The organism is Pseudarthrobacter sp. 902506025, from assembly GCF_040702325.1.
Lineage (GTDB): Bacteria > Actinomycetota > Actinomycetes > Actinomycetales > Micrococcaceae > Arthrobacter.
In genome coordinates this window covers 489,713-504,033 of sequence record NZ_JBFBKW010000002.1, presented here as the reverse complement: position 1 = coordinate 504,033, position 14,321 = coordinate 489,713, and the positions used below count along the sequence as shown (strand labels likewise).

Genomic DNA, 14,321 nt, shown 5'->3' with positions numbered 1-14,321 from the left:
AACACTTGTAATACAAGATGCGTCGTGGCCGGTGCCGGGAATGTCTTGCCCAACGGCAAACGGCCCGCCACCAGGGCGGGCCGTTCAGACCGGGATTGTCTTTGAGTTTTACTTGATGCCCGTAGTCGCGATGCCCTTGATGAGGAACCGCTGGCCAAAAAGGAACACCAGGAAGACCGGCAGCAGCGAGACGATGGACATGGCAAACAAGGAACCCCAACTCGTGGCCGACTGGGAATCCACGAAAGCCCGGAGGGCCACCGGAACGGTGAACATGTCCGGATCCGTGAGGTAGATCAGGGCACCAAAGAAGTCGTTCCAGGTCCAGATGAAGGTGAAGATGGTGGTGGTGGCCAGCGCCGGCACCATCAGCGGCAGGATGACCCGCAGAAAGATGCGCGGATGGCCGGCACCGTCGATGCGGGCTGCCTCGTCAAGCTCCCGTGGAATACCACGGATGAACTGGACCATGAGGAAGACGAAGAATGCGTCCGTGGCCAGCAGCTTGGGCACCAGCAGGGGCCAGAAGGTGTTCACCCAGCCAATCTGCGAGAACAGGATGTACTGCGGGACGATTACCACGTGGAACGGCAGCATGATGGTGAGAAGCATGATGCCAAAGAACAGTTTCTTTCCCGTGAACTGGAGCCGGGCAAAAGCGTAGGCGGCCATGGAACAGGAAACGAGGTTTCCCAGGATGGAGCCGATCACCACGATGGCCGAGTTCAGCATGTAGTGGCCAAAGGGGTGGGTCAGGGCCGACCAGCCGGACGTGTAGTTGCTCATTTCCAGGCTGTTGAGCCAGAGGCCCGGCTCCCGGAAGATCATCTCGTTCGGCCGCAGCGATGACACCACCATCCACAGGAGTGGATAGATCATCAGCGCGCCGGCCAGGATCAGGATGCCGTGCTTCATGAGGGATTTGCCCCGCTGGGCCCGGCTGAAGGCCAGGGTTCCCCGGGACTCGCGGACCCGCGGCTTGCGGTTGTTAGGCTTGCCGGCACCCGCGGTCTTCTTGTCCGCGGCGGGCAGCGTCTCCAGGTTAGTCGTCATAGAAAACCCAATACTTAGAAGCGATGAAGTTGATGGCGGTAAAGACGCCGATGATGAGCAGCAGCACCCACGCCATGGCGGACGCGTAGCCCATGTCGAACTGGCCGAAGCCCTTTTGGTACAGATACAGGGTGAAGAACATGGTGGAGTCTGAGGGCCCGCCATTGCCGCCGGAGACGATGAACGCCTGCGTGAAGGACTGGAAGGACCCGATGATCTGCAGCACCAGGTTGAAGAAGATGATCGGGCTCAGCATCGGCATGGTGATCCGCCAGAACTGCTGGAGCGTGCTGGCGCCATCCACCTTGGCGGCCTCGTAGTACATGGCGGGAATCTGCCGCAGGCCTGCCAGGAAGATGATCATGGGTGCGCCGAAGGTCCAGACGTGCAGCAGGATGATCGATCCCAAAGCGGTGCTGGGATCCGAGATCCAACCCGGACCCTGGATCCCGAACATGGCCAGCACCTGGTTGACCAGGCCCGTGGTGCCAAAGATCTGCTTCCACAGGATGGCCACGGCAACGGATCCGCCCAGGAGGGACGGCAAGTAGAACACCGAACGGTAGAACGGGAGGCCGCGGAGGCCCTTGTCCAGCACGAGGGCTATGAGCAGTGCAACGGCGAGCTGCAGGGGGACGCCGACGAAGACATAGGTGAAGGTGACCCGCAGCGAGTTGTGCAGCCGGGCGTCACTGAGCATGCGGGTGAAGTTGTCCAGCCCGGTCCATTCCGGCGGCTGGAGCAGGTTGTAGTCCGTGAAGGACAAGTACAGCGACATCAGCATCGGGCCGATGGTGATGGCCACTAGGCCCACCAGCCATGGCAGCAGAAAGATGTAGGCGGCCTTGTTGTCCCGCCTGTTGGCCTTCTTCTCCTCGGCGGTAACTTTGCCTTTCCGCCGGGTGATGGAGCTGAGCTCACTAATGGCGCTCACCGAAGCTGCTCCGTCCGAGACAGGCACATTGCGTCCGGCACCAGGGCCGGACGGTGCGTCCTGGGGATGTGTTTTGCGGCCATGTGGTCTCCTTTGGTCATCGTGGCTTCCACGTTGCGGTCATCGCCAGGCGATGGGGTGTGCGGCACCACCGGCACGGTCAACTGCTGCCGTAAAAGGCTGCGGGATTCCGGCGCCGCGGGTGCCTCCGAAAATGCGGCTCCGTACCAAAGTAAACGCTTTCTTGACTCCTGTATAGCCCTTTGTTAGTTTTTGAGAAACCGTTTTCTGCTGGACGCATCACTCCACCCTAAATGAGAAGCCGAGGGGCACAACAATGAAGTTTGGTCTCAGAAAATCCGCCGTCGGAGTAACCGGGGCCATTGCCGCCCTGGCCATTGTCCTGACCGGCTGCGGCAATAGTCCCCAGGCGGGAAAGGTGGGGACGGCGGAAGATCCCGTCACCATCCGGTTCGCCTGGTGGGGCAATGACTCCAGGGCCAAAACCACGATGGAGGTCATCAAAGCCTTCGAAGCCGCCAACCCCACCATCAAGGTCCAGGGCGAAAACACCGAATACAGCTCCTACTGGGACAAGATGGCCACCCAGATCGCAGGTGGAACAACGCCCGATGTCATTGCCATGAGCGGCGCTTACCCCAGTGAGTACGCCAGCCGCGGCGTCCTGCTGAACCTGGACAAGGTCAAGGACCAGATCGACACGTCGAAGTTCGCGGAAGGCACCGTGGACCTGGGCAAAATCGATGGCAAGCAGTACACCATCACCGCAGGCGTCAATTCCATGTCGATGGTCCTGGACCCCAAGGTGTTTGAAGCGGCAGGCGTCCCCATGCCGGATGACGAAAAGTGGACCTGGGACGACTACGCGCAGATCGCCGCCGAGATCACCAGTAAATCCCCTGCCGGCACGTTTGGCACCACCCCCATGGCCAACGACTCCTTCCTTGCGGTCTGGGCCCGCCAAAACGGCGAGGACCTCTACACCGACGACGGGAAGAAAATGGGCATCAGCGAGGACACCCTGACCCGCTGGTTCGAGCTCAACAAGAAGCTGATGGATACCGGCGGCGCCCCTTCCGCATCACAGACGGTGGAGGACGGGTCCGCGCAGCCCGAGATGACCCTGATGGGACAGGGAAAACAGGGCATGAAGATCTCCTGGAGCAACCAGATGACGTCCTATTCCGGGGCGCCCCTGGTCATGGCCAAGCTGCCCGGCGAAAGCAAGCAGTCCGGCGCGTGGCTCCGGTCCTCCATGGAATACGCCATCTCATCCAAGTCCGCACAGCCCAAGGAAGCGGCCCTCTTCATCAACTACCTGGTCAACAACATGGACGCCGCTTCAAAAATCAAGAGTGACCGCGGCATGCCCGCCAACACCGAACTCAAGGCCGGCATCACTCCCCTGCTGAAGGAAACCCAGCAAAAGGAAGCCGCCTACCTGGACCGCATTGCCGCCCTCAAAGTCCAGGCCCCCAAGCCGTTCCCGGCGGGATCATCGGCAACCATGGAAGTTTTGAACCGTTACAACACGGATGTACTCTTCGGGAAGATCTCTCCGCGCGACGCGGCCAAGGGCATGATCTCCGAGGTAAACCAGAACCTCTCCTGACCGCAGCGCCCCACGGCGGCAGCAGGCAGGACCATCACCGAAAGGAGCCGGCCACATGACTCCAGCACGGCCCAGCGCCATCGCGGGCTATAACGACTGGCCGGCCTACGTAAGAAACAACCCGCGCCATCAGGCCCCAACCGTCGCGGCACAGGAGCTTTCGGACGCGCTGGGCGTACCGGGCGCGGGCGCACTGCCGGAAGTCACGGTGCACTGGGAGGAAACGTACGACGGCGCCACCACCTCCCAGCTCAGCTGGCAGTTGGGTTTCGGGCCACGGACTACGGGCTGGCTGGTGCGGCCGGCTGGAGGTCCCGGTCCCCTGCCGGGCGTCCTGGCTCTCCACTGCCATGGCGGCAACAAGTTCGGCGGCGCGGACCGGCTGGTGGACCTCCCGGAAAGCCACCCGTCGGCGGCCGCCGCCCGTGCCGGGCTCTATGACGGGCGGGCCCTGGCCACGGAGATCGCCCGCCGCGGTTTCGCAGTGCTGGCCCACGACACCTTCGCCTGGGGCAGCCGCAAATTCGACCTCTCAACGCCGCCGTGGCGGACCGCCGCCGCAGCGGCGGCGAGGCAGGCGCAGTGGCGGGAGGACGGCGTCGTACCCACCGACGCGGACCAATACAATGCCGCCGCCGGCTTCCACGAGGACACCGTGGCCAAGGCCGCAGGCCTGCTGGGCACCAGCCTGGCCGGCATGGTGGCGTACGACGACCTCGCAGCCCTGGAAATCCTGGCAGCCCTGCCCGGGGTCGACCCGGAGAACCTGGGCTGCATCGGGTTCTCGGGCGGAGGTGGCCGGTCGCTGGCCCTGGCAGCCCTCAGTCCCCGAATCCGGGCCGCAGTGGTGACCTGCATGATGACCACCTTCGAGTCCCTCCTCCCCGCCTACCTGGATGCGCACTCGTGGCTGCTGCAGACCCCCGGGCTGTGGAGGCTGGGCGATTGGCCGGAGCTTACCGGCCGGTCAGCGGCCGCCCAGTTCCTGGTGCAATACGCTCTAGCGGATGAGCTCTTCCCGGAGGACGGGATGCGCCAGGCGCACCACCTGATGGAATCCCTGCACGCCGGTACGGACAAGTACACAGGCGCCCTTTGGCCCGGGGGGCATATCTTCACTGGGCCCATGCAGGACGAAGCACTCGAATTCCTGGCCCACACCCTGGCCCTCCGGCCCACCTACAACACATCCCAAGGACCGTTATGACCACACAGCACTCCGCCGCCGCGGACCAGCCGCAGCAGCAGGCCGCTTCCCCAGCCGTCCCGCGGGTAGCCCTGGTGGGCGTGCACGGCTTCGGCGAGCGCCACCTTGCCAACCTGTCCCGGCTCGAACAGGCCGGCGCCCTGGAACTGGTGGCCGTCGCCGATCCCAACCCGCCGCAAGCCGGCACCCTCGCCGCCCCGGTGGCTGTGTTCCCCGACTTGGATGGACTGCTGGCCGCCCGGCCGGGGGTCGACGTCGTCATCATTGCCACGCCCATCCAGACCCATGCCCCGCTGGCGGTAACCGCGCTGGAAGCCGGGATGGACGTCTACGTCGAGAAGCCGCCTGTGGCCTCCCTGGCACAGTTTGAAGAGGTCCTTGCCGCTGCCCGGAAAAATGGGCGGCTGGTCCAGGTTGGCTTCCAGAGCCTGGGGTCCCACGCGTTGCCTGCCATCACGGAGATGGTGGCTGCCCGGGATGTCGGCACCGTCCTGGGCATCAGCGCCACCGGCCAGTGGCTGCGGACCAAGGCGTATTTCAAGCGCTCGCGCTGGGCCGGGAAGCGCACCCTGGACGGCACCGATGTGGTGGACGGCGTGGCAACAAATGCGCTGGCCCACGCCGTTGCCACTGCACTCCACGTCGCCGGCGCCCGCACCCTTGCAGATGTGGCCTCCGTAGAAACAGACCTGTACCGGGCCCACGGGACCGAAAGCGACGACACGTCCGTACTCCGCATCCGCACGGCCAACGGAGCCACGGTGCTGTGCGCCCTGACCCTCTGCGCCCCGGAACAGCAGGATCCCACCGTGACCGTCCACGGAACCCTGGGAGACATCACGCTTTCCTACACAAAAGACGAGGTGGTCATCACCACTGCCGATGGCGAACGCCGCGAGACATATGGCCGCACCGACCTCCTGGAGAACCTGCTGGACGCCCGCGCCACCGGGGCGCCGCTCCTGTCCGCGCTGCAGGACAACGGCGCCTTTACCGCGGTCCTCGAAGCCATCCGCACCTCCCCCGCGCCCGCCCCGATCGACCCCGGATCCATTTCCTGGGAAGGCGCGGGCGACGACGCCCATCCGGTGGTCCACGGCATCAGCGACCTCATCGGACGGTCCGTCAAAGCGCAGGCAACGTTCGCCGAGCTCGGTGTCCCGTGGGCGCGGGCCATTCCGCCCGTCCGCACGCTGACCGTGGACGGACGGCCGGTGGCGGACTGCCAGGACGGCAGCCACATCCGCGCGGTCTCCTCCCCGCGGCCCTACCTGCACCCCGTCAGGACCCTGGGCGGCACCGTGGTGACGGACCACCAGCCGCTGGACCACGTATGGCACCTTGGTGCCGGCGTGGCCCTGCAGGACGTGGACGGCGTGAACTTCTGGGGCGGCCGCACCTATACCCGGGAGGCCGGAGCGTACGTCTGGCGCCCGGACCACGGCACCATCAGCGCCACGGCCGTACAGCAGACCGATGCGGCCGGCGGGCACGGGGGCGCGCTCCAGGAAACCCTGAGCTGGAACGGCCCGGACGGCGCCCCGATCCTCCTGGAGGAACGCTCCTGGGCGTGGTCCGGCGTCGCGCCCTCCACGTGGCGCCTGTCCCTCGACTTCGCGCTGTCCCCTGCCGGCAGTACGCCTGTCAGCCTGGGCAGCCCGGGCTCCAATGGCCGCTTTGAAGGCGGCTACGGCGGCTTCTTCTGGCGCCTGCCGGCCTGCGACGCCGCCACGGTCTGGACGCCCGATGGCAGTGGCGAGGCGGAGACCCACGGCAGCGTCACGCGCTGGCTCGCGTGGTCGGGAACGTTCGACGGCGGCCCGGCCACCCTGGTGTTCGTGGCCCCGGAAAGCTGCACGGATCCGTGGTTCGTCCGCGTGGAGGGCTACCCGGGCGTAGGCCAGTCGCTGGCATGGGAGGCGCCCGTCATCGCCCAACCAGGCGAGCCGGTCCGGCGGAGCGTCACCGTTTTTGTGGCCGACGGCAACCTGGCCACAGCCGACATCGAAGCACTGATCAACCACCAGGGGGACCCGTCATGACCCAGACAACAACCGCAGCCGCTCCCCCGCAGGAGGCACGGCTGGCTCCCGGGTCACCGGCGGACCGCACCGTCAAGCGCCAACGGGTGGTGGACATCCTGGACGCTGCCGGGCGCGACTCGCTGCTCCTCACCACCAATACCGCTTTGACCTGGTACCTGGACGGCAGCCGGGTCCACATCAGTCTGGCCGGCGATCCGATCGCCGCCGTGCTGGTGGACCGCGACGGCGACCACCTGGTGACGTTCAACAACGAAGCCGGCCGCATCGCCGCAGAGGAGCTCCCGCTGGGGGTCAACCTGCACACCGTTCCCTGGCACGCCAACCTCCTCCAGGCCGCCGCCGCTCTTGGCGCCGGTTCCCGCCCACCCCTGGGCGAAGGCGATGTCGCTGCGCAGCTGCGGGCGGCCCGCCAGCAGCTCCTCCCGGCGGAGAGTGCACGGTACTCGCTGCTTGGCGCCGAGCTGGCCGGCATCATGACGGACGTCCTGTCCGCCGCCCGTCCGGACACCACGGAATTCGGCCTGGCCTCGGCGCTGGCCGCCCGCGTGGTGGCGGCCGGCGCCGAACCGCTGGTGCTGCTGTGCAACGGCAGTTCCCGCAGTGGCTTCCGGCATCCGCTGCCGACGCACGCACCCCTCGGCCGGCGCGCCATGGCGGTCGTGTGTGCCCGCCGGGACGGCCTGGTTGCCAACATCACCCGCTGGGTAAGGTTCGACGCCGGCACCCCGGAAGAGCGCGACGCCGAGGCCCGCATCGCCGCAGTGGAAGCGGACATTTTCGACGCCACGGTTCCGGGGGCGCGGCTGGACAGGATCTTTGGAGAGATCCAGTCCGCCTACGTGCGGCACGGTTTCGGGGCGGACCAGTGGGAGCAACACCACCAGGGTGGTCCTGCCGGTTATGCAGGACGCGACCCCCGGGTCACCACAGATGTCTCCGACACCGTGGTGCTGGACCAGGCCTTCACCTGGAACCCGTCCGGGCCCGGCGTCAAGATCGAGGACACCGTGCAGCTCACGGAGTCCGGGCTTCACGTCCTCACCGTGGACCCACGCTGGCCGGCAGCCACGGTGAACGGCCTGGACCGGCCCCTCACCCTGCAGCTGTAGGCAGGCCGCCAGGCACACAGAAAACCCCGGGACCGAGGTCCCGGGGTTTTCCGTTGGTGGTTGGGCTTACGGGTTCCTAGGGCTAGGGAAGCTGCAGTTCGCCGTCCACGCGGCGCGGGACGCGCAGCGGGTTGGCCTCCCGCAGAGCCGGGTGCAGCACTTCTTCCGGGGCGTCCTGGTAGGCCACCGGGCGCTGGAACCTGCGGACCGCCGTGGCGCCCACGGACGTGAACTGCGAGGTGGTGGCCGGGTATGGTCCGCCGTGCTGCTGGGCCCAGTTGACGGCGACCCCGGTGGGCCAGCCTTCGAACAGGACACGTCCGGCGAGTCCGGACAGCTGCTCCACCAGCGCACCGATCTCCTCGCCGGGCTGGGCATGGAGGGTGGCGGTCAGGCTGCCCGGCACCTTGGCCAGGACGGCGGACAGTTCCTCCTGGTCCGCATACTCGATCAGCATGGTGGTGGGGCCGAAGCACTCCTCCAGGAGCTGCTCCGGGCGTTCCAGCACCTTTGCGGCAGTGGTGGAGAAGACCACCGGCGCCGCACCGTTGGCCGCAGCATCCTGGTCCACGGTGCCGCCCACCACGTCCACGCCGTCCACCGACGCAAAGCTGCGCAGGCCGTCCGGGTAGGCCCCGGCGATGCGGCTGGTGAGCATGCCGTGGGCCGGCTTATCCTTGCTCGCCTCCGCAACGTGTGCTGCGAACCCCGTCCCGGCAGGGATGAACACGACGCCCGGCTTGGTGCAGAACTGGCCCGCGCCCAGGGTGAAGGAGCCAGCCAGCCCCGCGGCAAGTTCGGAGGAGCGGGCCTGCAGGGCTGCCGCGGTGATGACCACGGGGTTCAGGCTGCCCAGTTCCCCGTAGAACGGGATGGGGTCGGGGCGTGAGGTGGCAAGGTCGAACAGGGCACGGCCGCCGGGGATGGAGCCGGTGAAGCCCACGGCCTTGATGGCAGGGTCCTGGACCAGGGCTGTGCCCACCTCGCGGCCGCTGACCAGCGCGAACAGGCCCTCGGGTGCACCGGCGCCGCGAAGCGCGTCAGCGACGATGTCAGCGGTGCGTTCCGACAGGCGCAGGTGCCCGGAGTGCGCCTTGACGATCACGGGGCAGCCGACGGCGAGGGCTGAGGCGGTGTCTCCGCCGGCCACGGAGAAGGCGAACGGGAAGTTCGACGCAGAGAAGACGGCAACGGGGCCGATGGGCTTGAGGATCCGGCGGAGGTCCGGCTTTGGCGGGGTGGCTGACGGATCCGCGTGGTCGATGATGGCCTCCAGGTAGGAGCCCTCGGTGATCACGCGGGCGAACAGGCGCAGCTGCCCCGTGGTCCGGGCCACCTCCCCCGTAAGGCGCGGCACCCCCAGGCTGGTCTCGGCGTCCGCAATGTCCACCAGCTCGGCGGCGTTGGCATCCAGGGCGTCCGCTACCGCGTTCAGCCAGCCGGCGCGTTCGGCGTCGGTCGCCGCGGCGGAGGTCCTGGCCGCTTCCGTGGCGGCAGCGGTGAGCTCGGACAGGGAAAGGGTTGCAGTTGTCACGTCAGGTACCTGTTCGTCGTCGTACGGAAAATAGTGGTCACAGCGCGTCCCGGAAGCGGAGTCCCAGCCCCTGCCGGTCCGCCGTCGCCAGCCTGCTGTTACTGAACCGGACCGGTGACGGGCCGGCCAGGAGGCCAAGCTGCTCGAAGGATGCCTCCTCGACGTCCTCCACCATGGTGGGCTCCGCCAGGGTCAGGGCCAGCTGCCCGGACAGTTCCGGCAGCAGGTGCGGCATGACCTTGATGCTGTGGGTCCGTGCCAGCTCCACGATCCGCCGGAACGGGGTGATGCCACCCACCCTGATGATGTTGGGCTGGATGATGTCCACCGCCTCCGCCTCAATGAAATCGCGGAACCGGTAGATGGTGTGCAGGTTTTCGCCCAGGGCTATGGGCACCGGCGAGTGTTTCCGGAGCCTCCGGTAGGCCCAGAGGTCGTCCGCGCGGAGGGGTTCCTCCAGCCAGTCCAGCCCGTGCCCGGCGAGGACGTCCAAGGCGCGGAGGGTGGTGGGCAGGTCCCACCGCTGGTTCGCATCGATCATGAGCCGGCGGTCCGGGCCCAGCACGGTGCGGACGGCGGCAACCCGTTCTGCGTCCTCGCGGAGGTCCGGCTTGCCCACCTTGATTTTCACGGCTCGGTGGCCTGCGGCGACCCAGCGTTCGGTCTGTGCCACGAGCTCCTCCAGCGTGTAGTGCAGGTTCACCCCGGAGCCGTACACCTCCACCGAGTCCTGCCGCTGGCCGATGAAGCCAGTCACCGAGGTGCCGGCACTGCGCGCCTGCGCATCCCAGAGGGCCAGGTCCACGCCCGCCATCGCGATGGTGGTGAGTCCCCCGCCACCGGCCTCGTGCAGCCGCTTCCACAGCGCGTCCCACACCGGCTCCGGCGCAGCCGGAAGGCCGGTGACAAAAGGTGCGATGTCGCAGTCCAGCAGTGCCTTGACTGCCTGGGGACCGATGGTAGGTGTCCAGGAGAAGCCAAAGCCCGTGCCGCCGTCGTCCGTGTGAAGCTCGGTGGCGATGACGTGGTTCTCCGGCGCCTCCACACCCCAGCTGCGGCGCAGCGGAACGGTGAGGAGCCTGGTGGACAGTCCGGTGATACGGGGAACGGTGCGGACGGTTTCCGCCGCCGGTGCGCTCATCAGCGGCCGGCCAGCTCGTAGCCCCTGGCGAGGATGGCCTTGAGCTCCACCAACTGCTCCGCGCTGGGATCCACCAGCGGCGGCCGGACGGACCCGACGGGAAGTCCACCCAGCCGCAGGCCGGCCTTGATCAGGGAAACGCCGAACCCGGGCGTCTGGTCGCGGAGGCGTACCAGGGGTGCGTAAAAGCCCTCGAGCAAGGCGTTGCGCCGGTCCTCGTCCCCGGAGACGTAGGCGTCGTAGTAGGCCTTGGCGATTTCCGGGGCCATGGCAAACGCGGCCGAGGAGTACAGCGGGATGCCCAGCCCGCGGTAAGCGCCCTGCGTCAGCTCGGCGGTGAGCAGGCCGTTGAAGAATGCGAAGTCTTCCCGGCCGGAGGCCCTGACAGCGGACACGATCTCCTGGGCCAGGCCCACATCTCCCAGGCCATCCTTGAAGCCGATGACCTTCGGATTGGCAGCGAGCTTGGCCATGGACGCGGCGGTGAACCTGGCGTTGCCGCGGTGGTAGACGATGACCGGCAGGCTGCTGGCATCCGCCACGGCCTCGATGTACGCCACCAGCCCCTCGGTGGGTCCGGTCACCAGGTAGGGCGGAAGTACCAGGAGGGCGTCGGCGCCGGCCTCCTCGGCGGCGCGGGCGGCGGCGAGGGCGTGGCCCAAGGGCCCGCCGGCACCGGCCACCACGGGGACTTTTCCGGCGACAACCTCCACGGCAGCCGCCACCACGGTGCGGACCTCGTCGATGCTGAGGGCATGGAATTCGCCGGTGCCGCAGGCGGGGAACACGCCGCCGGGTCCGAAGGGAAGCCGGGAGCCGATGTGTTCCTTGAGCAGTTCCACGTCAACGGCGCCTTCGGCCGTGAACGGGGTGACAGGGAAGAACAGTACGCCGTCGAATTTCATGGTGTCTCCTTGCCTCCGCCGCCGGCGGTAACCAGGGCGGTGGCCTCGTCGTTGAGGGTGGGCTTCAGTTCGGTGCGCCAGCTGCGCCTGGGCTGCCAGCCCAGCAGCTCCCGGGCCTTGGCTATGGAAAATGCGGGGCTGGTGCCGGTCAGGCCGGAGCTCAGCGCGTCGCTTCCCGGGAGGAATGCGGGCATCAGCTCCGCGAGTGGCGCCGTTGCGAGCGCGTCAGCTGCCCCCACGAAGAAGGTTTCCCCGTTGGGAATGTCTTCCATCTTCTGCAGCAGCACGTCCAGGAAGTCCGCAACGTCCCGCGCATCCACATAGTTGAACAGGGCCGGCGCGGAGAGGGCGGGGTCGGCGAGGCGTTCGGCGAGGGTGTGCCCCTGCTGCGTCGGGGCGCCTTCCCATTCTTCCGGCGAGATCACAAAGCAGGGCCGGAACGCTGCATAGCGGATCTTCTCCCCCTGGGCGGCGGCGAACATCTGCACGGTTTGTTCGGCAATGTGCTTGGACAGCGCGTAGGCGTTCCAGGGCTTTGGCGGCGTGCGCTCGTCCAGCGGGAACGACGGCGGCAGCCAGCCGGCCGGGCAGCCGTAACCAAGGACGGTGGGGCTGCTGGCCGTCACCACCTTGGGGACGCCCAGCTCCGTCGCCGCACTGATGACGGCGAAGGCGAGCCGGGTGTTGGTGGCGAAGATGACGTCCTCGGGCGCACTGAACGGTACGGCGATCGCCGCAAGGTGGATGACGGCGTCGGGCCTTGACGCCCCTATCAGCCGCAACGCCTCACCAGGGGCAAGAAGGTCGGCGGTTTCCTGCACGACGCCGGGCGGCAGCAGTTCCGCGGGCACGGCCTCGCGGTCCACCGAGATGACGTGGTGGCCGGCCTGGGCCAGCCCGGCCACCACGCTGCGGCCCAGGCGGCCGGAGCCGCCGGTGACAAAAATCCTCATGGTCTTCCCCTACTTCCCGCGGCGGAGATCGACGCCGAGGTCCAGGTCCTCGACCCGTACGGGCAGCGACGTCTCCAGGGACCGGTTCCCGGCGATGCCCACAGACACAGAGCGCAGCCCGTCCAGGTAGCCGGAGGGGCGGCCCAGCGGGTCTTCGCCCGGACCGTTGAAGAGGTCGGAAAGCAGCAGTTCGTCGCCGCCGCCGTGGCCGCCCTCGCCGTTGATGATGGGCACCTCATAGGCAGCGTCCCAGTGGCGTTGGACCACCAGGCGCTCGCCGTTGCGGCGGACTGCGTCCTCTTCCTCAACCGGCGTTGCGCTCGGGTCCACCACGGTCTTCTGGTCGGTGCTGTGCCGGACGGCGGCACGTTCCACCACTTCAAGCTCGGCGCGGCCCTCGGTTCCGTTGACCGCGACCCGGTAGCCCTCCCAGGGGCTGTGGGCATTCAGGGAGTAGCTCAGCCGCGGTCCGCCCTGGTATTCCACCACCAGTGCCAGGTTGTCCTCGATGGTGATGCCACCGGTGAAGACATCCTGGTCGCGGCGGTAGCCGTCGTAGTGCTCGTTGTCCAGGAACAGCGCTTTGAGCCGTTCATCTTCCCTCAGGTCCAGCGCAAAGGGGTCCTTATCCGCAGTCGGGGCATCGGCGTCGGGCGTTCCGCGTTCGGGGCGGGGTCCAAGCCCGCGCTCGGCAGCGTTCTTGTCGCCATAGAACTTCAGCCCACCAGAGGCGAAGACCCGCTCCGGCACGTCGTCGATCCACCAGTTGACCAGGTCGAAGTGGTGGGAGGCCTTGTGGATGAGGAGGCCGCCGGAGTTCTTCTTTTCGCGGTGCCAGCGGCGGAAGTAGTCCGCGCCGTGCACGGTGTCCAGGACCCAGCTGAAGTCGACGGAGGTGACCTTGCCGATCACGCCGCTTTGGATGATTTCCTTCAGCGCGCTGTTGCGTGGCGAGTAGCGGTAGTTGAAGGTGACCACCACGTTGCGGCCGGTCTCGTGGACGGCGTGGACGATGCGGCGGCAGCTTTCGGCGTCAATGGTCAGGGGCTTTTCGACGACGACGTCCGCACCGGCCCGGAGCCCTTCCACGATGTAGTCGGCGTGCGTGTAGTCCGGCGTGGTGACGATGATGCGGTCGATGTTGTTCGCCTGGACGAAACCGGTGAGCTGGGCAGGGTCGAACGACGCCACCGGTCCGGGCGCGCCCAGTTCCTGGATGAGCTTCTGGTAGAACTCCACGCGTCCGGGGTTCACGTCCGAGAAAGCCACCAGCTCGGCGGTGTCCGCGTGCTTGCCGTAGATGGCACGGATGTACATCTCGGAACGGCCGCCGGTGCCGATCAGGGCAATCCGGGCTTTCCCGCCCTTCCGGGCGGCGGTGCCTGCAGCGGCAGCGGTCTCAGCGCCGGCGGCTCTGCCGGTCTCTGAAGCAGCTGCGGCCGACGTGGTCTCGGCTGTGTTGACCATTGGGGTCCCTTTCGAAAAAGCTCATGTCCCGCGGTGGGGCGGCGGTGTTCCGGCAGCGGTACTGTGCTGCACCGTGGCGGAGGGCTGAGAAAGCGTTTTCTCATTGCTCTATAAGAGTTTTATCAACCTGTCGGCGGATCCGTCAACCACTTCCAGAAAAGGAAGAAAGCGGTTTCCTGACCTTCCGCATGCAGCACCGGCACCGCCGCCGGGAAAACGGCTGGGAAAAGGATAGAAATCGGTTTCCCACTCCCGTATATGCTGTCTTCCAAAGCACCTGCCATGAAGGCCGGGGCCCCTGGACGCCAAGCAGTCCCGGGGGGCGCCGGCCGACGGCGCA

At 67.2% G+C, this 14,321-nt stretch carries 11 protein-coding genes; 4 read left to right on the top strand and 7 right to left on the bottom strand.

Annotated features, from left to right (window positions below; translation table 11 throughout):
• Positions 1-108: 108 nt before the first annotated feature.
• Together AB0280_RS06175 and AB0280_RS06170 are read right to left on the bottom strand one after the other, a co-directional pair.
• A complete protein-coding gene (locus AB0280_RS06175) occupies positions 109-1,053 on the bottom strand; it encodes a carbohydrate ABC transporter permease (RefSeq protein WP_159630781.1) in 945 nt (314 codons plus the stop codon).
• On the bottom strand, positions 1,043-1,987 hold the full coding sequence (locus AB0280_RS06170) for a carbohydrate ABC transporter permease (RefSeq protein WP_307489186.1): 945 nt from the start codon (positions 1,985-1,987) through the stop codon (positions 1,043-1,045). Before AB0280_RS06170 ends, AB0280_RS06175 begins: the two co-directional genes overlap by 11 nt.
• Before the next feature lie 337 nt (positions 1,988-2,324).
• Here AB0280_RS06170 and AB0280_RS06165 point away from each other — a divergent pair, with 337 nt between their 5' ends.
• The 4 genes from AB0280_RS06165 to AB0280_RS06150 are packed head-to-tail and all read left to right on the top strand — an operon-like array spanning position 2,325 to position 7,981.
• Positions 2,325-3,620, top strand: a complete 1,296-nt coding sequence (locus AB0280_RS06165; RefSeq protein ID WP_307489188.1) for an ABC transporter substrate-binding protein — start codon at positions 2,325-2,327, stop codon at positions 3,618-3,620.
• A gap of 55 nt (positions 3,621-3,675) precedes the next feature.
• The gene (locus AB0280_RS06160; protein WP_366366453.1) at positions 3,676-4,827 is read left to right on the top strand and encodes an acetylxylan esterase; all 1,152 of its coding nucleotides are present in this window, start codon (positions 3,676-3,678) and stop codon (positions 4,825-4,827) included.
• A complete protein-coding gene (locus AB0280_RS06155) occupies positions 4,824-6,869 on the top strand; it encodes a DUF6807 family protein (RefSeq protein ID WP_366366452.1) in 2,046 nt (681 codons plus the stop codon). Before AB0280_RS06160 ends, AB0280_RS06155 begins: the two co-directional genes overlap by 4 nt.
• Positions 6,866-7,981 carry a M24 family metallopeptidase gene (locus AB0280_RS06150; protein ID WP_366366451.1) on the top strand — a complete coding sequence of 372 codons (1,116 nt, stop codon included), beginning with the start codon at positions 6,866-6,868 and terminating at the stop codon, positions 7,979-7,981. The genes AB0280_RS06155 and AB0280_RS06150 overlap by 4 nt, the downstream gene beginning before the upstream one ends.
• 82 nt (positions 7,982-8,063) lie before the next feature.
• On the opposite strand, the gene AB0280_RS06145 is transcribed toward AB0280_RS06150, so the two are convergent.
• Genes AB0280_RS06145 through AB0280_RS06125 form a run of 5 tightly spaced genes read right to left on the bottom strand, consistent with a single transcriptional unit; the run spans position 8,064 to position 13,981 of the window.
• A complete protein-coding gene (locus AB0280_RS06145; RefSeq protein WP_366366449.1) occupies positions 8,064-9,515 on the bottom strand; it encodes an aldehyde dehydrogenase (NADP(+)) in 1,452 nt (483 codons plus the stop codon).
• A 37-nt stretch (positions 9,516-9,552) separates the two neighbouring features.
• The gene (locus AB0280_RS06140; protein WP_366366447.1) at positions 9,553-10,656 is read right to left on the bottom strand and encodes a mandelate racemase/muconate lactonizing enzyme family protein; all 1,104 of its coding nucleotides are present in this window, start codon (positions 10,654-10,656) and stop codon (positions 9,553-9,555) included.
• Positions 10,656-11,561, bottom strand: a complete 906-nt coding sequence (locus AB0280_RS06135; RefSeq protein WP_366366445.1) for a 5-dehydro-4-deoxyglucarate dehydratase — start codon at positions 11,559-11,561, stop codon at positions 10,656-10,658. The genes AB0280_RS06140 and AB0280_RS06135 overlap by 1 nt, the downstream gene beginning before the upstream one ends.
• On the bottom strand, positions 11,558-12,514 hold the full coding sequence (locus AB0280_RS06130; protein WP_224027006.1) for an NAD-dependent epimerase/dehydratase family protein: 957 nt from the start codon (positions 12,512-12,514) through the stop codon (positions 11,558-11,560). Before AB0280_RS06130 ends, AB0280_RS06135 begins: the two co-directional genes overlap by 4 nt.
• 9 nt (positions 12,515-12,523) lie before the next feature.
• On the bottom strand, positions 12,524-13,981 hold the full coding sequence (locus tag AB0280_RS06125; RefSeq protein WP_159630759.1) for a Gfo/Idh/MocA family protein: 1,458 nt from the start codon (positions 13,979-13,981) through the stop codon (positions 12,524-12,526).
• Positions 13,982-14,321 lie beyond the last annotated feature (340 nt).